The sequence below is a fragment of the Nocardioides baculatus genome, from assembly GCF_016735675.1.
GTDB lineage: Bacteria > Actinomycetota > Actinomycetes > Propionibacteriales > Nocardioidaceae > Nocardioides > Nocardioides baculatus.
This window is the reverse complement of record NZ_JAERSG010000005.1, coordinates 95,860-113,647: the sequence shown is the minus strand read 5'-3', so window position 1 is coordinate 113,647 and position 17,788 is coordinate 95,860. Positions and strand designations below refer to the sequence as shown.

General features: G+C 68.1%; 16 protein-coding genes. 8 read left to right on the top strand and 8 right to left on the bottom strand.

Features of this window, described 5'->3' with window-relative positions; all coding sequences use genetic code 11:
• Both JI751_RS16105 and JI751_RS16100 read right to left on the bottom strand, forming a co-directional pair.
• The gene (locus JI751_RS16105) at nucleotides 1-729 is read right to left on the bottom strand and encodes a hypothetical protein (protein ID WP_201938910.1); all 729 of its coding nucleotides are present in this window, start codon (nucleotides 727-729) and stop codon (nucleotides 1-3) included.
• Between the two features lie 86 nt (nucleotides 730-815).
• A complete protein-coding gene (locus tag JI751_RS16100; protein ID WP_201938908.1) occupies nucleotides 816-1,868 on the bottom strand; it encodes an acyltransferase family protein in 1,053 nt (350 codons plus the stop codon).
• Nucleotides 1,869-1,907: 39 nt separating this feature from the next.
• On the opposite strand from JI751_RS16100, the gene JI751_RS16095 reads away from it, so the two are divergent.
• The 4 genes from JI751_RS16095 (at nucleotide 1,908) to JI751_RS16080 (ending at nucleotide 7,672) form a co-directional block, all read left to right on the top strand.
• On the top strand, nucleotides 1,908-2,918 hold the full coding sequence (locus JI751_RS16095; protein WP_201938906.1) for a MauE/DoxX family redox-associated membrane protein: 1,011 nt from the start codon (nucleotides 1,908-1,910) through the stop codon (nucleotides 2,916-2,918).
• A gap of 289 nt (nucleotides 2,919-3,207) precedes the next feature.
• Nucleotides 3,208-4,704, top strand: coding sequence for a glucosyltransferase domain-containing protein (locus JI751_RS16090; protein WP_201938905.1), 1,497 nt, complete (start codon nucleotides 3,208-3,210; stop codon nucleotides 4,702-4,704).
• 65 nt (nucleotides 4,705-4,769) lie between these two features.
• The gene (locus tag JI751_RS21960) at nucleotides 4,770-6,611 is read left to right on the top strand and encodes a glycosyltransferase family 2 protein (RefSeq protein ID WP_201938904.1); all 1,842 of its coding nucleotides are present in this window, start codon (nucleotides 4,770-4,772) and stop codon (nucleotides 6,609-6,611) included.
• 161 nt (nucleotides 6,612-6,772) lie between these two features.
• Nucleotides 6,773-7,672 carry a glycosyltransferase gene (locus tag JI751_RS16080; protein ID WP_201938902.1) on the top strand — a complete coding sequence of 300 codons (900 nt, stop codon included), beginning with the start codon at nucleotides 6,773-6,775 and terminating at the stop codon, nucleotides 7,670-7,672.
• Nucleotides 7,673-7,692: 20 nt separating this feature from the next.
• Here the strand turns inward: JI751_RS16080 and JI751_RS21955 are convergent, their stop codons facing one another.
• The gene (locus tag JI751_RS21955; protein WP_201938900.1) at nucleotides 7,693-8,904 is read right to left on the bottom strand and encodes a glycosyltransferase; all 1,212 of its coding nucleotides are present in this window, start codon (nucleotides 8,902-8,904) and stop codon (nucleotides 7,693-7,695) included.
• 62 nt (nucleotides 8,905-8,966) lie between these two features.
• On the opposite strand from JI751_RS21955, the gene JI751_RS16070 reads away from it, so the two are divergent.
• The gene (locus JI751_RS16070; RefSeq protein WP_201938898.1) at nucleotides 8,967-9,587 is read left to right on the top strand and encodes a PIG-L deacetylase family protein; all 621 of its coding nucleotides are present in this window, start codon (nucleotides 8,967-8,969) and stop codon (nucleotides 9,585-9,587) included.
• The gene (locus tag JI751_RS16065) at nucleotides 9,584-10,231 is read left to right on the top strand and encodes a WbqC family protein (protein WP_201938884.1); all 648 of its coding nucleotides are present in this window, start codon (nucleotides 9,584-9,586) and stop codon (nucleotides 10,229-10,231) included. The genes JI751_RS16070 and JI751_RS16065 overlap by 4 nt, the downstream gene beginning before the upstream one ends.
• Here the strand turns inward: JI751_RS16065 and JI751_RS16060 are convergent.
• From JI751_RS16060 to JI751_RS16050, 3 genes are all read right to left on the bottom strand, one after another.
• The gene (locus JI751_RS16060) at nucleotides 10,225-10,911 is read right to left on the bottom strand and encodes an alpha-1,2-fucosyltransferase (protein WP_201938882.1); all 687 of its coding nucleotides are present in this window, start codon (nucleotides 10,909-10,911) and stop codon (nucleotides 10,225-10,227) included. The two genes, JI751_RS16065 and JI751_RS16060, sit on opposite strands and share 7 nt — an antisense overlap.
• A gap of 187 nt (nucleotides 10,912-11,098) precedes the next feature.
• Complete coding sequence (locus JI751_RS16055) at nucleotides 11,099-12,010, bottom strand: alpha-1,2-fucosyltransferase (RefSeq protein WP_201938880.1); 912 nt, start codon at nucleotides 12,008-12,010, stop codon at nucleotides 11,099-11,101.
• Nucleotides 12,007-13,080: a glycosyltransferase family protein gene (locus tag JI751_RS16050; RefSeq protein WP_201938878.1), complete on the bottom strand. Its 1,074-nt coding sequence runs from the start codon at nucleotides 13,078-13,080 to the stop codon at nucleotides 12,007-12,009. Before JI751_RS16050 ends, JI751_RS16055 begins: the two co-directional genes overlap by 4 nt.
• A 105-nt stretch (nucleotides 13,081-13,185) precedes the next feature.
• On the opposite strand from JI751_RS16050, the gene JI751_RS16045 reads away from it, so the two are divergent.
• Complete coding sequence (locus JI751_RS16045) at nucleotides 13,186-15,060, top strand: ABC transporter ATP-binding protein (RefSeq protein WP_201938877.1); 1,875 nt, start codon at nucleotides 13,186-13,188, stop codon at nucleotides 15,058-15,060.
• Nucleotides 15,061-15,065: 5 nt separating this feature from the next.
• Nucleotides 15,066-15,995 carry a glycosyltransferase family 2 protein gene (locus JI751_RS16040; RefSeq protein ID WP_201938876.1) on the top strand — a complete coding sequence of 310 codons (930 nt, stop codon included), beginning with the start codon at nucleotides 15,066-15,068 and terminating at the stop codon, nucleotides 15,993-15,995.
• A 9-nt stretch (nucleotides 15,996-16,004) separates the two neighbouring features.
• On the opposite strand, the gene JI751_RS16035 is transcribed toward JI751_RS16040, so the two are convergent.
• Both JI751_RS16035 and JI751_RS16030 read right to left on the bottom strand, forming a co-directional pair.
• Nucleotides 16,005-16,796 (bottom strand): hypothetical protein, encoded by a 792-nt coding sequence (locus JI751_RS16035; protein ID WP_201938875.1) that lies wholly within the window; start codon nucleotides 16,794-16,796, stop codon nucleotides 16,005-16,007.
• Nucleotides 16,780-17,760, bottom strand: coding sequence for a glycosyltransferase family 17 protein (locus JI751_RS16030; protein ID WP_201938874.1), 981 nt, complete (start codon nucleotides 17,758-17,760; stop codon nucleotides 16,780-16,782). The genes JI751_RS16035 and JI751_RS16030 overlap by 17 nt, the downstream gene beginning before the upstream one ends.
• Between the last annotated feature and the right edge of the window lie 28 nt (nucleotides 17,761-17,788).

Sequence of the window (17,788 nt, the reverse complement as noted above, 5' to 3'; positions counted from 1 at the left end):
TCAGGCGCAGGTGCGGAACGACATCTGCCTCAGTCGCAGGAGGTGTATTGCCGACGTCGCGGTCTGGGTGGTCGACCAGAACTTGAGTCGCACCTGGGTGACGCCGACGGCGCCGTTCGCGTACGTCACGGCGACGGACTGCGACGCAAGGTTGTCACCCCCCGTGGTCACTGTGGTGCGCCAGGGACTCGTATCGGTCCCGGCGCCCGTGATCGTCGTCGGGTTGCCGTAGCCGGCCGACGGCGTCTGGCTCGGAGTGGCGGTCAGGCTCACGTAGTCCCAGTAGCCCGTACCCCGGTCGATGTCGTCGATCGAGAACGTCAGTCCGTAGACGGGCTGCAGGAAGGTGAACGTCACCGTCTGGAAGTTGGTCGCCGGGTCGCCGAGGAGGGTCGCCGGCGAGTTGTTGACGATGGCGAAGGAGTCGCGGGTGCTGGCTGCGGTCTGCGCGCTGAGGTTGTTCGTCCCCAAGGAGCCCGGAGCGGCACCCGCCTGCGTGTAGGCAGCACTGACGGTGACCGTCGCTCCGGTGGTCGTGGTCCCGCTCTGGCTGGTCGTGGTCGAGGTCGCCGACCACGTCACCGGGAGCAGGGCGGTCCTGTTCGGACAGGCGGAAGCCGCGAAGGCGGGAGCGGCCGTGGCTGCCGCCACCACCGGGAGGGTCCAGGCTGCGCCTCGCACGACCGTGCGACGGGTGGCTGCGCGCTCCGAGATACCGACGTCGTTCACTCTCCACATCCCGAGATCGAAGAATTATCCAAGGTTCATCGAAGTCAAGAGTAAAGGATCTTGATGCAGCGTGTGAGTACGTTCGTTCACTCACCGATGCGACGTGGGTCACGGTGCAGCCGCGGCAGGCCGAAGAGCCAGGTCCAGCCCAGCCGCTCGGCCACGCTCGCCACGGCCAGCGGTACGACCAGGCCGAGGACGGTCCCAACCAGCAGGTGCACCCAGAGATCGGTCACCTCGAGCCTCACCAGTGCGACGCGCGTGCCTGCCGTGACCACGATGTGAGCCAGGAAGATCTCGAGCGACCGGCGGCCGACGAGGGCCAGCAGCCCCGCGGCCGGTGACCTGCTGAGCAGCGCCGCGCAGGCCAGCACCGCCACGGTGCCCGCCGTGCAACCGACGACCCCCAGGGCCACGGTCGCGGTCGTCCGCACGTCCCCGCCCGTCGTGGGCGTCGTGGCCACGGTCGTCAGACCGATCCACAGCCAGACCGCGGTGCCCACGACTGCCGCTCCGGCGACGAGCGGCAGGTGTCGGGCCAGAGCCGCGTGTCGTGACTGCGTCACGACGCACCCGATCAGGAAGGGAAGGAGGAGGGCCCAGCCACGGGTGAAGACGTACAACGGCTCGAAACCCCACACGGCGACGGCCAGCACGGCCGCCACCGTCAGGACGACAGCACCGCGCAGGACGCTTCGCCATGGCTGGGCAACTGCTGCGATGCCGGTCACCGCGATCAGCCACGGGAGGAACCAGAGCTGTCCTTCGGGCACCCAGAGCTCGAACACGTCGCTCACCGTGATCGCTGTGTTGGATGCCGACGACGCCGCGACGCGGGTGAAGCCCTGGATCAGCGACCAGAGCAGGTAGAGCCACACCAGCAGTGTGGTGCGGCGCACCATCAGGAGCCGCGGACCGTCGCGCACGACGGACCGCCGGACGAAGAGTCCCGACAGGTAGGCGAACGTCGAGAGGTGGACGAGGTAGACGACACGATCCAACGTGACGGCCGTGTCGGACGGCATGAGGAGTGCCGCACTCAGACCCCGCTCGACGTGCCCGACGACGATCGCGACCATCGCCAGTGCGCGGGCGACGTCGACGCTGCGGTCACGCGCTGTGGTCCCCTCGGTCCTCACGGGGCACCACTATGGCCGACGAGCCGTACGATTCCTGCCATGTCGTCGGCACCCGTCGCTGTGCTCGTCCTCCTGCTCACGCTGTCCGCCGTGCTGCTGACGAGCGGAGCAGCAAAGCTGCGCGACGCGCGGGCGACACAGGATGCCTTCGTCGCGCTGCGCGTGCCGAGCGTGGTTCCGGTCGGCCCGAGCGCAGCTGCCCTCCCGTGGGCGGAGATCGTGCTCGCCGTGCTGTTGCTGGTGTCACCGGCCGCCGTCGCCTGGCTACCCGCGGCGCTCGTCCTGCTGCTGATGCTGGCCTACACCGCCCTGATCGCCCGGGCCCTGCGGTTCGACGAGTCGGTGTCGTGCTCGTGCTTCGGCAGCATCGGCAGTCACGAGGTGGGGCCGCGGACACTGGGTCGCAACATCCTGCTGTCGGTCATCGCCGCCATCGTGCTCTGGTACGCCCTCCAGGGCGGCTCGGCCGTCGACGCGTTCGGCGAACTGGGTGCCGCCGGTTGGTGGGCGCTGCTGGCGACGGCCGCAGCCGTTGCGGTTGCACTCCTGGTGGCCGCGGCATCGTCGTCTGCCCATTCCGCCGAGCGCGACGTCCTCCAGGATGCGGAGATCGCGGACTACGAGCGGCAGCCGATCCCCTACGGGGTCGTCCACCGCCTCGATGGACACCCGCTCACGCTGGTCGAGGCCGCCACGTCCCAGGCGCGCCTGGTCATCGCGCTCAACGCCAACTGCGGCCCGTGCGTCCGGACCGGGGAGAAGATCGACGAGTGGGCGCGGCGCCTCCACCCGGTGATCGGCGTCATCGTGGTCTACCCCGACGAGCACGCGGCGAGGGGACAGACCGGACACTCCCCGGAGCTCTCGACCTACGAGCCGGACTGGAACGTGCGCAGGGTCTTCGGTCTCCTTCCGCCCTCGGCCGTCCTCCTCGGTGCCGACGGCTTCCTGGCAGGCGGACCGGTGTCCGGCGAGGACGAGGTGCGCGATCTCGTCGAAGCCGTCTTCATCGAGCTGGGGGCACCTCCGCCAGAGCAACCCGTCAGCTGAGGCGGTCTCGATCCAAGGACAGCTCGGACGCACGGAATGCAGTCGTCCAGGTCGTAGGCATGGCGCGCGGAGACGGTTGACCCACAGCGTGGCCGCCAACAGCGCCGCCAAACATCCGTTCGGCACGCCAGGTCGTCGGCCGGAATCCAGTCCACGGGCCCTCCACTCAGCTCGGCCCACGAGGTCTTCACATGAGGGCCTGCCCTGAGCACGGCTTGTGAAACCACACCTGTACGTCAACCTCATGGTGGACACTCGTGCGGAATCGACAGAAAAGGAACGCCGACACATGACGCAACAGCACGATCACCACGGGCACGAGAGGGCGTCGACCCTGTCGACCGGGGTGAAGTGGTCGCATCTCGCTCTCTTGGGCACAGTGCTGCTCACGTATGGTTTCGAGCTGTTCAACTTCAATGTCTCGGTCGACGAGCCGCTCTACTGGAACATGTCTCGCGTCGAGATGCTGGAGGTCTGGAGCAACCAAGGGCGGTGGGGCATGGGTCTTGCGGCCCTGCTGCTCCCGTCGACCAACGTCCCGCTCGTTCCCCTCGCGCTCGGACTCGCCCTCAGCGTCGCGGCGTTCTGGTGGACGGCTCGCCGTGTGTTCGACCTGACCGAATGGGAGTCGGCACTCGCGGTCTCCCTCGCGATGAGCCTGCCAGCGCTCGTCTTCCACTTCAGCTTCATGATCAACGCCTTGGGCGTGGGCATCGCGTACGCCGCCTGCGCGGGTTGCGCGGCTGTACTGATGACAAGACACACACCGCTCTCGACGGTGGCCGCGACAGCGCTCGGAGCCGTCGCGATCGGCGTCTACGAAAGCTTCGCATTCGTGCTCGGGGTGACCTTGTTGGCCCTCATCTGGCGAAGCCCCAAGCTGTCAACCGTCCTGCGCTGCGCCGCCGTCGCGGTAGGGGCGACCGTGACGTGGTTCCTCGTGAGGTACGTCTTCATTCTCGCCCTCCCGCGCGAGGGCGGTAACTACGTGACCAGCATGGTGGACGTGAACGGTGCCGTCGCAGATCCGGTCACGCGGGTCGTCGATGCCGCGAGCCGAACGTTCGGCATCATTGTCGAGCGCTGGCTCTATCTCGGCTACTCGAACCCGCTGCCAGCCATCTTCGTCGGCATCGTCTTCATCGCCGGCGTACGTGTGGCGTGGTCGCGAACTGCAACTGCGCGGCTGTGGAGCATGCTCGTGCTGATCGCGTTGCCGATCATCCCGTTCGTGGCGGCTGTCATGACGCGCGTGATCTTCCAGAGGTCGATGGTCTACCTGCCCCTGATCGTGGTGATGGTGCTGGGCGTGGGGCTGCCGGCCATGCGCGATCGGTACCGGTCGTGGGCCGGTCACGCGATGGTGGTGCTCGCCATACTGGCCGTTGCGGGCAACGCCTCGCTCGGCAACGGCATCTTCTACTCCGGCACGATGGTGTACGAGGAGGATCTCGCTGTCGCAGCGAACGTGGCAACGACCTATCGATCACTGCCGGGCGACTTCACCGCACCGCTACCGGCAGTCATCGCTCCCCGGTCGGACGAGTACTCCAGACCGCCCGCCTGGTCCGGACGAAGCACCTTCGAGGCTGGAGTGATGGGAACGGATGGCGAGGCACTTCGCTTCCTGCAGATGCGCGGCATGAATGTCGTCGATCCCAGCTCCGATGAGCTGGAGCGAGGACATGAGCTGCTCCAGTCCATGCCTGCCTACCCCGAGCCGGGATACATGCAGGTCTCCGAAGGACTGCTGCTCATCAACCTTGAGACAGTTGCCGAACGGTGATGGCCACCCGGACGGTGGCCCCGCGCCACATCAACGCACTCCGCCCACCTTTCTAGGATCACCACGTGCCTGACGTCGCCATCTCCGTCGTCGTACCCACCCGGGGAGGGGTGTCCCGACTGCCTGGGCTGCTCGAGGCGCTCGCTCGGCAGGACCTGGCGGACCCATGGGAGGTGATCGTGGTCCTCGACGGCGAGGTGGACGGCAGTCGGGCACTGCTCGAGGAGTACGCCGACCGCTTGCCGCTGCGCGTGATCACACGCGAGGGCTCGAACGGCGTCGCTGCCGCCCTAGCAGCAGGCTATGCCGAAGCCGGCGGAGAGATCGTCCTGCGCTGCGACGACGACCTGTCACTTCCACGTGGACTTCTCGCGGGCCATCTTGCCTGGCACCGCGATCGGTCCCACGACGCGGCACCTCTCGGCGTCATCTCGTTGACGCGGGACGTCTTCGAGGACTCGCCTTACGCGGAGTCCTACGGCCGTCCAGCCAACGCGCGACTTCTGTCCGAGGCCTATTCACGCCCTGCGGACGAGAGGTGGAGGCACTGGGCTGCCTGCAACTCCGTGCCCAAGGCCGCATACGACGCAGCCGGAGGCTTCGACCTCACGATGGGCTATCGCGAGGACTCCGAGCTGGGGTTCCGGCTCGCGCGCTCGGGCGTAGAAATCGTGATCGACCCGGCCCTCGAGGTGGAGCACCGTGGACCTGCTCCCGACACGGCCGCCCGGGCCGCGCGTGCCTTCACCTCGGGGGCCTCTGCGCTCGACCTCGAGGCACGCCACCCCGGCACCCGTCCGACGACGACCAAGGCGGGCGGCCCGTGGAGCAGGGCCGTCGCTGCGGCCGCGGACCGGATCGACTCTCGGACCTCGGCCGCCGCACTCGGGGCCCGCGTGGACGCCGCGCTGCCCCGGATGCCACGGCGGGTGCGTGGAAAGGCAGTTGCATGGGTTGTCGAGGCGGCCGCGGTCGCTGGCGGACGAGTCGGCGACTCCGAGTGGGTCAGGCACGCGCCCTCGGCAATTGACTCCGTGAGCGTGGTGGTGCCCCACCACGGTGACCCGACTCCCACCCTCGCCCTCCTTGACCAGCTGGCAGTCCAGACGCATCCGGTGCAGGTGATCGTCGCCGACGACGCGTCACCCCAACCCTTTCCGGACCGTCCCGGGATCCAGGTGGTCCGGAGGCGATCCAACGGGGGCTTCGGCGCCAACGTGAACTCAGGAGCTGATGCAGCCACCGGCGATGCCGTGCTGGTGCTCAACAGCGACCTCACCATCGAGCCCACCTTCGTGGCCGAGATGGTCGCCGCTGCTCGGATGCACCCCAGTGCCGTGCTGGCACCACGGATGGTCGACGAGCACGGCCAGGAGGCGTGGGTCGGCCGCGACTTCCCGCGTGTCCGCCACCAGGTCGCTGCGTGGCTGACTCCACTCGCTCGCTTCCGCGGTACCTCCGCCTGGCACCGAGCGGTCGGCCATGACGTACGCGCACACGGAGCCGAGGCCGAGGTGGACTGGGTCGTGGGTGCCGCGATGTGGATCCCAACGGCAGAGTTCCGTGCCGTCGGCGGCTTCGACGAGCGGTTCTTCATGAACTCCGAGGAGGTCGACCTCCAGCTGCGCCTCCGCGGGCGCGGCGTCAAGGCCGTGGCCCTCCGGACACCCACGGTCGTCCATGAGGGTGGGGGCTCGTCACCCTCGGAGTCGCGGCGACGCTGGCTGGTCCAGGGGCAGATGCTGTACGCCGCCAAGTGGGGATCGCGGCGTCGACTGCAGGCGGCGCTCACGGCCGCGACCGCTGCCAACTTCGTCGTCAACTCGATGCGTCAGGCCGCGGGGCGGCAGATCGATGCTGCCGAGACCGCCCGCATCGAACTGTCTCTGATCCGAGGCAGACGTTGACGCGGGCGCTGGTCCTGTCCGAGCACGACCTGGACGCTTGGAGCGAGCGGTTCCAGCGAGCGGAAGTTCCGGCTGGTCTTCCCTACGGCGTCGACGCACTACGCGATGCAGGATGGACGCTCGAGTGGGTTCCGCGGTCGCCCCGTCCCGCGTGGAGCAAGGTGCGCGACGTCATCGAGCACCGCGCCGGTTTTCCTGTCGAGCGGGCCCTCCGCGGTACGGCTGCCGCGGCCCGCAGCGACGTGGTGCTGGCGCTTCTCGAGCAGCAGGGGGCCGCTGTGTCGACGGCACGCCGGTGGCGCCTGCCTCCCTACGCCTCGAAGCCGCTCGTTCTCTTCTCGGTGTGGCTCGCCGAAGACATCCGTTCGGCGGCGCCCGAGGCACGGCGGCAGCTGGCCAAGCGATACTCCGGCGCCGACCTCATCACCCACATGTCGGTGCACGAGACCGAGATCCTCGAAGACGCTGGGATCAGCCGTGACCGGACCTTGCCGGTGACTTTTGGAGTGAACGACGACTACTACACACCGGGTACCGGTCCCCGCGACATCGAGCTCCTCGCCGTGGGCCAGGACAGGGGCCGCGACTACCGGACGCTGTTCGACGCTGTTCGCGGGACCGATCTCGTGCTGACCCTCGTGTGCGCCCCGGCCAACGTGGCCGGACTCGATGTCCCGGACAACGTCCGGATGATGGGTCTCGTACCCCTGGCCGACTACCGCGAGCTGCTCAGACGAGCACGCGTGGTGGTCGTTCCTACCCACGAGCTCGCCTACCCCACCGGACAGAGCGTGGCACTCGAAGCTGCCTCGACAGGAGCGTGCGTTGCAGTGACCGGGACGCAGGCGATGCGGGAGTACTTCGAGGACGGCACAACTGCTCGCCTCGTCGACGTCGGTGACGCCGAGGGTTGGCGACAGCTGTTGCTCGAGCTCCGCGACGACCCGGCTCAACGAGCAGCGCTCGGTGCCTCAGCTCGTGTCGCTGCGCAGACCAGGTTCAGCGCGCGAGGCATGTGGGCGGAGATCGCCGCGTCCTGCGTGGAGCGAGGGCTGGTCTGAGGACGGTCCGTGACCGGCCCTCAACCGATCCACGTCGAGCGGACGATGTCCCGGAATCGTTCGCGCCCGTACACGCCTTGCGCCCACGTCTGCACCCGGTCCGAACGGAGCTGGGCCACGCCGGGATCGTCGAGCACGGACACCAGCGAGGCGGCCAGGGCCTCCGGCGCGTCGGCCAACCCTGCGTACAGGTCCTCCCCCTCGATGCCTTCGGCTCCGACGCTGGTGGTCACCACCGGCACCCCGTGGCACATGGCCTCGACAGTCTTGAACTTCACCCCCGCGCCCTGGAGCACCGGGACCAGCGCGGCAGACGCTTCGGCGTACTCCGCGAACAGGTCGTCGACGAAGCCCGCCAGCACGACGCCACCGTCAGGACCCAGATCTGCCACCCGGGTCCGCAGCTCGTCGGAGGCGCCACCACCGACGAACCGGAGCACCGCGTCGGGACGCCGAGCACGCACGAGCGGCCAGATGTGGTCGATCGCCCAGAGTGCGGCCTTGTTGTTCTCGTCGCGAGCGAGGTAGGACACGACGATCACCACCGGCTCGTCTGCTCGCTCGTGCCGGGGCTCGGCGCCATCGGACAGGGGCGGGTGCACGACAGTGTGCAACGGGTTGCCGAGCAGGTCGGCGTCCTTCTGGCTGAAGACCAGGACCTCGTCGAGCTGCTCCACCATCCGCGCCTCGCGCGCACGCGAGCGCCTGGCCACTCCTTGCCAGTAGCGCCGCTCGTCCTCCGTGGTCTGCGGCTCACGCGAGAATGACTGGCTCATCACGTCGTGGAAGGTGCCGGTGATCCGGGCGCTGGGATTGATGCGCCGAAGAAGGCGAACCAGGCGGATCGACTCGGAGTACTGCAGGTCGATGATGTCAGCCGCCTGCACTGCGGCTCGCGCCTCCTTCGAGCGCAGCAGGCCAAGCACGAACGCCGCCGACGGCATGCCCGGATCTCGCTTGTGCCGCCACGTCGTGTCGGCGAGGTGGGCGAGACGGTTGAGCACACGTCGGACGGGCCCACGTCCGGCCTCGTGCCCGAGCAGGAGCATCCGCCCCGGAATGCCTGGACGCGTTGCGGCCTCGTGATTGAGCTGGTTGCCGACGGTGAGCATGGTGAGGTCGGTCTCCGCGTCCAGAAGGCGCTGCAGCTCGAGGAGGTAGCGACCTCCCGCGTGCGGCACGCCCTCGTGTCCGACGTACATGCTGATCAGCACCACGCGGGGTCGGGTCACGCCTGCGATCCTTCCAGACCTGACGCACCTAGACTTCCGAGCGTCCCGACGAAGGAGCGCAGATGTTGCGGCTGATCCTGGCCCCCCACATGGACGACGAGGCCATGGGGTGCGGCGGCCTGATGGCCAAGCACCCGGACGAGTGCGTGGTCGTCGTGATGACGGAGAGTGGCGAGACCCGCGCCCGCGAGCACGTCGAGGCGATGAAGATCCTCGGTGTCGCCGAGTCGCGCCGCCTCGGCTTCCCCGACGGACAGACCCCGCAGCACATGACCGAGATGGTCGGTGCGATCGACGAGATCATGGCCGAGGTCAAGCCCGACGAGCTGTACCTCCCCTATCCCTCGCTCCATCAGGACCACATCGCGGTCTACGAGGCCGGCATGCGGTCGTGCCGGGTGTCGATGTCGCTCGACCACTGGTTCCCGCCGAGCGTCTACGTCTACGACATTGCGGTCTACGACGTGAACCTCTACCCCACCGACCTCCGGTGGAACGTCTTCGAGGCGCTGACGGAGGAGCAGATCACCGCCAAGGAGGCGGCCTGCCAGGCCTACCAGTCGGAGATCCCGACCGAGGTGCACCCGATCAACAGCGTCCGACAGATCGCCGGTGCGCTCGGACAGGTGCGGCTCGTGCCGTATGCCGAGCAGTTCGCGCTCGTCCGGACGGTCCGCCGGTGAAGGTCGCGATCCACCAGCCCGACCTCCTGCCGTGGCCGGGGTTCTGGTTCAAGATGGTCAACTGCGACCTCTTCGTCCTGGCCGTGCACGACCAGCTCCAGAAGCACTGGGTGCAGCGCCGCGTGATGATGCGCGAGACGTGGGTGACGCTCCCGTTGGAGACCAAGCCCCACCTGATCCCGATCAACCAGACGACGGTGAAGCCCGGCTGGCAGGACCACCTCGAGTCGTCGATCACCGGTCGTTACCGCAACGCCCGCCACTGGAAGGACCGCAGCGACGATGTGCTCGCGATGGTCCACGCTGTCGACTCGCACAACCTTGCCGACATCAATCACCAGCTGATCCTGTCGATGCGCGACTACCTCGGGATCACGACCGAGGTCGTGGTGACAGACCCACCGCAGGAGAAGGCGGCCGACCGTGTGCTCGAGCAGCTCCAGATGGTCGGTGCGACGTCGTACCTCTCCGGCACCGGCGCGAAGGACTACCTCGGCGACGAGGCGCAGGCCAAGTTCCGAGAGCTCAAGATCGGCCTCGAGTTCTCCGACCACCACAAGACCACCGGGGACTCGATCGTCACGGTCCTGATGGACTACGACGATCCGATGGACATCGTGGCGAGGGCGGCAGCGCCTCACTGAGGATCAGGGAGCCGCCACTGAGTGGGGATGTCCTCGACAACACTCCAGCGTGGATCGAGCTGCCATGCGGCACCGCCAAGATCGGTCCGGATGTGGAACCACGGAGCGACGACCTGCTCCGGCCGGCCGGACCGCCACGCGCTCAGGTAGCCGCCCCAGTAGGAGAACGTCGAGTTGGTCAGCACGAGCCTCGACGCGTGGGACAGGACCGCAAGATGCACCTCCGGCGGCCGACCGGTGTCCTCGAAGTCCAGCACCTCGCACCGGCGCGACAACCACCCCAGCTCCGCCTTGCACCACTCGATGCCGTCGGAGACGACGAGTATCCGCCGGATCGGCCCACCGACCGCAACGCTTCGGTCGAGCGCGACACGCAGGTAGTCGTGGACGTCGAAGCCGTAGTTGCGCCAGTTCGACTCGTTCGTGACGTAGTCCCCTCGCCTGACGTTGACCACGACGCCATCGTTGCCCAGCCTGAGGCCTGCGGGCACGCGGTCAGCGTCGAGGAGGCCGCTCGGTTCGAGGAAGCCTTCGATGAAACGACCGAGGGTGCTCTCGTCGAAGTGGGGACCGAACTCGTTGTGCAGCCCGCGCTCACGACGATCCGTCAGACGTACGTCTTCCCGATCGACGACCAGCTCGCGCGCCGGGTCACCGAACAGGGGCATCCACCGCTCCATCGCTGACGTACGCAAGCAGACCATGTCAGCACCCTGCCGGCGCTGGTCCCACGCGTGCATCCAGTCGTAGAGGAAGTTGCCGAGGTGCGCCGTCGGCTGGGTCCACAGGACGGTGCGCGGACCGCGACGGACCCACCGGTCCTGCGCCCGGTCGGCCGCCTTCCGAACTCGCCAGTGCATCAGCCGCTCACGTCTCGCCGGACCTGACGCCCTCGCCGGCCAGCACCCACTCCGGCTGCCAGCCGCCGGGGAGCTCATCGACGAAGCTCCACTGCTGGTCGTACTCGTAGCACCGTCCCGGGCCGTAGCGGGCCTGGAAGAACGCAGGCGCCCAGACGCTCGTGCGGCCCAGCGCCGTGGCGGCCACTGCTGCGCCCCAGATCGAGAAGGTGGAGTTGGAGATGACCAGTCGCCGAGACGACGAGACGTCCCTGAAGTTGTCGATCGGACCCTCGTCAGGGCCCGGGTAGGTGACCTCGTCCGCGACACCGGACAACCACGGGAGGCGCTGCCGGCACCAGGCCTGGTCGTCGGAAACGACGTGCACCCGTCGGACCGGCCCGTCTGTCTCGACGGCGGACGTGACCGCAAGGTGCAGGTAGGCGGACAGGTCAATGGCGAACTCCGGGCGGTGGACAGGGTTGCTGTAGTAGTCCCCACGCCGGACGTTGAGGGTCAGGACATCGTCCTGTGCGAGCTCGGAGTCCGCGAGGCAGGACAGGGCGGGCGACGTGAGCAGCCAGTCCCGGATGAACGCTGCCCGGCTCTCATCGGTGTAGCCCCGCGGATCACCCGAGTGCTCGAGCGGCTGGGCCCAGTGGTGGGCCCGCTGGTCGAGCGCCTTCACCTCCCCCGGCTCGAGCAACCACGGCTGGACGTCCGGGAAGTAGGAGATCCAGTAGCGCATCTTGTCGATCACGAGCACGCGCGGTGATGGCTTCTCGTCGCGGTGCGCATGGGCCCACGCCCAGAGGTAGAGCTGGTTGCCGAACCCCATGAAGTCCGGGGTCCAGTTCACCACGCGACGACCGAGGCCACGGCGCGCCGCGCTCAGGCCCGGGGCCGCGATCTTCCGTGCGACGTCCTTCGGTCCGCTCATCCGCGCAGGCCCTCGATCCGGTCCAGCACCCGCCGACCCGCACCGCGTACGACGACGCGCGCGCGGTTGTAGGGGTCGGTGGCCGGAGCGTGGGCCTGGTAGTGCTCCAACGTCACGGCCTCAGGCAGCAAGGACGGTGACCCGGGTGCGGTGATCGCGGCGAAGGCTGTGCTCAGGCGCTCCCGAACCAGCTCGCCGCTGTGGCGGGAGCGGACCCAGTCGTGGCCGCGACGCGCTCGGTCATCGATGACCGCCCGGTCGTGCTCGAACCAGTCCATCGCCTCGAGCGTGCGGTCGCACATTCCGACCACGTCGGAGTCGGCGATGACGGACGCGTGCTCGGCGAGCATGTACTCCTTCGCTCCGTCACCGGTGAAGCCGACGACGTAGCAGCCCGAGGCCATCGCCTCGGCGCCCGGAAGACCGACGCCCTCGCGCTCGGCCCCGAAGAGGAAGATCGCGGCGCGGCCGAGCTCGTCGGCCACCTGCTGCTGGGTCATGCCGTCGATGAGCACGATCTCCCAGTCACCGAGACGTCCCGAGCGACGTACGAGCTGGACGGCACCGAGCAGGTCCTCGCGCCGGCGGCGAGGCATCAGCGCGATGCGCTTCTCCTTCGCGCCGGGCTGGAACCAGTCCTCGATCTGCACTGGCACGTTGTGCAGCGGGAAGCCGTCGTGACAGGCGCGGTCGAGGAAGGTGTGGATCGCGTCCGACACGGTGATCGCGGCGGTCGCGTGCGGCCAGCCCGGGTAGTCGCCCGGCTCGTCGGTGAGGAAGTCGGAGTTGGCGAAGACGAAGTCCATGCCCTGGCAGAGCATCACGACCGGCTGACCCTCCGACAGGAAGCTCCACTTCGAGCCGCCCGTCTCAGGCATGACCAGGACGTCACCGGCCGCGAAGTCGAGCTCCACCCCGGTGTCGACCGGAGCCGTCGAACCCCACGACTCGTACGCGAACCCGGAAGCGCCGTGCCAGACACGAGCGTCGTACCCGAGGGCGCAGAGGTGCTCGACGTAGCGGTAGATCACCTTGATCCCCCCGCTGGGTGTCGGGAGGTCAGGCACCATGAAACGGATCGTCAAGAGCTCCACCTGCCGGGAATGTCCTCCACGACGGCACCCTAACTCTCGAGGCGCCCACGCGAGGTCGATGCGGCAAGGCAGACTGTGCGCGTGCGCAGCCTCACCGGTCCATCACTCCGACGTCTGGCCGGCGTCCTCGGCTTCCCGCCCGGGACCGGCGCACTGATCGACCACCCGACTCGCAAGCGGCTCGTCGTCTCCATCGGCCTGTCGGCGTTCCTGGCGGTGCTGGACATGGTCGGCGTGCTCGCCATGCTGCCGATGATGCAGTACGTGACAGGGCAATCGCTCGACTCTGGCGCCGTCGGGAAGGTGGGCGATGCGCTGGGCGACCCGGAGCCACGCGTCCTCGTGCTCTCCCTCGCGCTGATCATCTTCGGCGCGTTCGTTGCGAAGGACGTTGCGGCCCTGCTCGTCAAGCGATGGCAGCTGCGCTTCATGGCCATCCAGAACATCAACATCTCTACGCAGATGCTGCGGGGATACCTCACGGCTCCCTACTGGTGGCATCTCAGTCAGACCACCGGTGACAAGCTCTGGACCGTCCAGGGCGCGGTGGCGATGGGCTACGCGGGTGGGCTGGCGTCCGCGATGGGCGCTCTGACCGAGGTCTTCACCATCACCTTCATCTTCGTTTCGCTTCTCGTGATCTCGCCCACCATCGCACTCGCCGCCGGCCTCTACTTCGGCATCGCCGCCTTCGTGGTCCAGCGGATGATCCGCCCACGCATCCAGGCCGCCGGCGAGCGCACCCGGATCGCATCCCAGGCTGTGTCCAAGTCCAGCCTGCAGTCCCTGACCGCGGTGAAGGAGATCAGGCTGCGCCGGGCTCACCAGCCGTTCGTCGACGAGTTCCGGGAGAAGAGCACCGACGGCGCCGAGGCCGAGGTCCGGGCACAGATCCTGACCTCGCTGCCGTCCTACTTCCTGGAGATCACGTTCGTGCTGGGCATCGGCGTGCTGGCTGCGGTTGCCACCACAGGGGAGAGCGGCCAGAACGGGCTGGTCCTGCTGGGCCTCTTCGTCGCGGCGGGCACGCGGGTGCTGCCCAGCTCCGTCCGCCTCATCAGCGCGCTGTCCGGCGTCCGCTACGCCAGGGCACCCCTGGAGCATCTGGTGGCCGTCCACGATGAGATGCAGGTGAGTGCCAAGGAGGAGGAGCAGCGGGTCGTCACGGACGAGGTCCCGACCGGCGACCTGACTCTCGCCGGAGTTCACTACGCCTATCCCGGACGCCCCGAGGTCGACGTGCTGGACGGAGTGGACCTCGAGATCCCCTCCGGCACCTCGCTCGCCGTCGTTGGCATGAGCGGGGCCGGCAAGAGCACCCTGGTCGACGTCATCCTGGGTCTCCAGCACCCGCAGCGGGGCGAGATCCGGGCGGGCACCGTCTCCGTCTTCGACAACCTGCCCGCATGGCAGCGACAGCTCGCGGTCGTGCCCCAAGAGGTGACGCTCCTCGACGTCAGCATCAGCGAGAACATCGCCTTCAACGAGCCGCTCGACCCGACGCGACTCGCCCACACCATCGAACGCGCACAGCTCCAGGACCTCATCGACGACCTGCCTGACGGTCTCGAGACCCTCGCTGGCGAGCGCGGCATGCGCCTGTCGGGTGGACAGCGTCAGCGCGTCGGCATCGCGCGCGCGCTCTACCGGAACCCTTCTCTGCTGGTGCTGGACGAAGCCACGTCAGCGCTCGACAACCAGACCGAGCGCAGGATCACCGACACGATGGAGAGCCTGCGCGGGACAGTGACCGTCATCGTCGTCGCTCACCGGCTCTCCACCGTCCGCCACTGCGACCGTTTGGTGTTCATGGAGAGCGGCAAGGTCGCGAGCGCTGGAACATTCGAGGACGTGCGCTCGGAGAACTCGACCTTCGCCCGTCTGGTGGAGCTCGGCTCTCTCGACGCACCCGCATCCTCGGCCGAGTCACCGCTGCGGGCCGGTCGGGGCAGATGACCCGGGTGCCGGCCGACACACCCCGCGTCTCCGCGATCATTCCGCACTACGGCGATCCGGCGCTCGCGCAGCAGGTCGTCGCCGACCTCCACGACCAGACAAGCGGCCATCTGCTGGAGGTGATCGTCGTGGACGACTGTTCGCCGACTGAGTTCCCCGACCAGTCGGAGGTCGTCGTCGTACGCCGTCAAGACAACGGTGGCTTCGGTGCCGCCGTCAACAGCGGCGCCGCTGTGGCCCGAGGCGAGCTCCTGATGGTCCTCAACAGCGACGTCAGGCTCTCGCACGACCTCGTGGCGCGCCTCGTGGAACAGGCCACGCCGCTGATGCCGGCGGTGGTGGGGCCCCGCACCACGACCCCGGCGGGCGCCGAGGAACCGACCGGCCGTCGATTTCCGACCACCCACCACTGGGTGATCGAGCGTCTGGTGGCGCTCCAGAAGTTCTCGGAACAAGGCTGGTACCAGCGCGCCACTGGGCGTGTGCGCCCTCGCGATCCCCACCCGCGGAAGGTGGACTGGCTGCAGGGATCGCTGCTCCTGCTCCCGGCGAATGCCTTCCGGGCCGTCGATGGTTTCGACGAGCGTTTCTACCTCTACTCGGAGGAGGTCGACCTGCAGAGGCGATTGTCCGACGTCGGAGTGAGTGCCTGGTTGTTGCCCACGGTGTCCGTCGAGCACGAGGGCGGCTCGTCGACAGACTTCGACCGGTCGAACGAGTGGCTGGTGCGCTCCCGCATCACCTATGCGGACAAATGGGGAGGCCTGAGGTCCCTGCGGCACGCCATGCGCGCCGTCGCTGTGGTCAACTTCGCCACCCGATCCGTCCAACGGGTGGCGGGCCGACCGACCGCTCCGCGCGTGGCATGGAGGCGGGAGATGCGTGCTGCGAGCACGCCGCCATGGCCGTCGCCCCCGGACGTCGAGGAGACATGACCGAGCCTGTCAGCGACCGCCTCCCGGCATGAACCAAGATCCCCGCAGGCGGTTCTTCAGACCGGGCGCGCGGATGTTCTCGTGCGCGTAGTACCCATCGGTCCAGGTGGCTCGCAGCCTCGAGTGGTTGCGCATCCAGGAGTCGACGCGCTTCTCGAAGAGCTCCCCGCCATAGTCGGGATAGCGGTCGGACGCGGGGTGCGACTCCCCGTAGATCTGTGCGGAGAAGTCTGACGTCCGCACCAGGTACATCTGGTCGGAGAACCCGTACCCCAGGAGGAAGTCGCCGTCGCGATCCTCGGACTCGGCCTCGACGGCCGTGATGTCCGACGTCCAGCTGAGGTTGACCACGGCGACATCCGGACGCCGACGGAGGAGGTCAAGAGCGTCTGGCAGCCAGTTGTACTCCTGGCTGAGGATCGTGTCGCCCGCGAAGTGCAGTACATGGTCCGTCGTCGCCAGGTAGATGCTGACCAGCTCGCTGATCGAGTAGACGTACCCGCGGCCCAGGTCGGTCACGGTGAGACCGAAGTGGTCGAGGGCGGAGGCGGCGTGGTCCTCGACGAACACGACGTCGTCGACGAGTCCTGCGGCGACCACCGAACGCGCGCGACGCTCGACGGCCCGCCGGTTGTCGACGTTGTTGACATGGACCACGCGCCTGGCGAACTCGAAGCAGTTGCGGTCGAGCGCCGCGGACAGGCGCTCCTCCGTCAGGACGACGCGGTAGTCGCCCTCCCACACCTTCGTCTCGAAGGTGACGCTGGGCGCTGCGTCGCCGGTCTCAGTGCCGTCGCCCATGGCGGATCCTTCCCAGGGCCGCCCGGGCCCGCAGCACGAGGAGTCGGCGCGCCGACGGGCTGCGTACGGTGCCCCAGGCACCCAGGTCGGCGAGCTTGGACGCGTCGTGTGAGCTCATCGCCTCGTCGAGCGCGGCCGCGCTCATCGCGCGCCACACGTGAACGGCCTTGGGGCGGGACCCGAACCACTCAGGACGCCGACTCCGTAGCCAGCCATGGAGCTCGGACTCGTCGGGCGGTGCCACGTAGGTCAGCACTCCCCCGCCGCGTGCTCGCGACCGTCCGAAATGGTCGAGTGCCATGTCGTCGGACACCCCGAGCACCCGCTCTGCCGCCGAGGCCGCGAACTGGTACTCGGTGTGGCTGAAGGCGAGGAGCTTGGCCGCGAGAGCCGCCGCGTCGAACCCCATGAACGACAGGTGCGCTCCCCGCTCGCCGGTCACTTCCGGAAGCTCCTCGTCCAGCCGCAGAGCGTGCAGGTCACCTGGAAGGTCGCGAACGGGCATTGCCTTTGTCTTGAGGAACGGGGTGTCGAGCTCAAGACGCCAGTTCGCTCGACGGTAGAACGTGTCCAGCGGGACCACGACAGGCCCGTCGACGGTCTGAAGCGCTTGCGCCTGAGAGGAGCTGGGGAACTCGTCGACATCACCCAGCAGGACAACGCTGTCTTCCTCGAGCTGCTGCAGTCGCTGCAGCAGCGTCGTTCGGGCGAGACGTTCGCGATCCCACGCGCTGTCATCCCGACCCGGTGCGTAGATGACGATCTCCATGCGGTCCGCGTACTGCGCGAACCGGTCAAGATTCTGAGTGACGTGGAGCGGCTTGGGCTCGCCGGTGAAGGTCTGCGCCGACTCCGCGATCACGAAGCGGTCGACATATGGCGACAGGTGCTCGAGCCTGAGCTCGAGCAGGTCCAGCTCGTCATTGACCGGCACCGAGTCCACCACCACTCGTCTGCCCGGCATGGGATGAAGACTAGCGATCACTACCGGA

What these genes read in the sequence shown, in the direction of transcription:
- JI751_RS16050 (WP_201938878.1), bottom strand. Translation starts at nt 13,080, where the DNA reads ATGGTGCCTGACCTCCCGACACCCAGCGGGGGGATCAAGGTGATCTAC.
- JI751_RS16055 (WP_201938880.1), bottom strand. Translation starts at nt 12,010, where the DNA reads ATGAGCGGACCGAAGGACGTCGCACGGAAGATCGCGGCCCCGGGCCTG.
- JI751_RS16030 (WP_201938874.1), bottom strand. Translation starts at nt 17,760, where the DNA reads ATGCCGGGCAGACGAGTGGTGGTGGACTCGGTGCCGGTCAATGACGAG.
- JI751_RS16035 (WP_201938875.1), bottom strand. Translation starts at nt 16,796, where the DNA reads ATGGGCGACGGCACTGAGACCGGCGACGCAGCGCCCAGCGTCACCTTC.
- JI751_RS16070 (WP_201938898.1), top strand. Translation starts at nt 8,967, where the DNA reads ATGTTGCGGCTGATCCTGGCCCCCCACATGGACGACGAGGCCATGGGG.
- JI751_RS16095 (WP_201938906.1), top strand. Translation starts at nt 1,908, where the DNA reads ATGTCGTCGGCACCCGTCGCTGTGCTCGTCCTCCTGCTCACGCTGTCC.
- JI751_RS16060 (WP_201938882.1), bottom strand. Translation starts at nt 10,911, where the DNA reads ATGGAGCGGTGGATGCCCCTGTTCGGTGACCCGGCGCGCGAGCTGGTC.
- JI751_RS16090 (WP_201938905.1), top strand. Translation starts at nt 3,208, where the DNA reads ATGACGCAACAGCACGATCACCACGGGCACGAGAGGGCGTCGACCCTG.